This is a genomic window from Mycobacterium intermedium (assembly GCF_002086275.1).
GTDB lineage: Bacteria > Actinomycetota > Actinomycetes > Mycobacteriales > Mycobacteriaceae > Mycobacterium > Mycobacterium intermedium.
The window spans coordinates 1-359 of record NZ_MVHT01000338.1 but is presented as its reverse complement, the minus strand read 5'-3'; the positions used below and the strand labels follow the sequence as shown (position 1 = coordinate 359).

Here is a 359-nt window from a genome sequence, read left to right as displayed (position 1 = left end):
GTGTCACCCGTCGCCCCGGTGTCACCGGTCGGGCCAGTGGCTCCGGTGTCGCCGGTCGGGCCGGTCGCTCCGGTGTCGCCGGTCGGGCCGGTCGCTCCGGTGTCACCGGTCGGGCCAGTGGCTCCGGTGTCACCCGTCGCTCCGGTGTCACCGGTCGGGCCAGTGGCTCCGGTGTCACCCGTCGCCCCGGTGTCACCCGTCGGGCCAGTGGCTCCGGTGTCACCCGTCGGGCCGGTCGCCCCGGTGTCACCCGTCGCCCCCGTGTCACCCGTCGGGCCGGTCGCTCCGGTGTCACCCGTCGCCCCCGTGTCACCCGTCGGGCCAGTGGCTCCGGTGTCACCCGTCGGGCCGGTGTCACC

General features: G+C 76.6%; 1 protein-coding gene. It reads right to left on the bottom strand.

Annotation, left to right across the window (positions count from 1 at the left end):
- Window positions 1-359: collagen-like triple helix repeat-containing protein (locus BST27_RS30935; RefSeq protein ID WP_139805534.1), on the bottom strand; the 359-nt coding region annotated here is incomplete at both ends.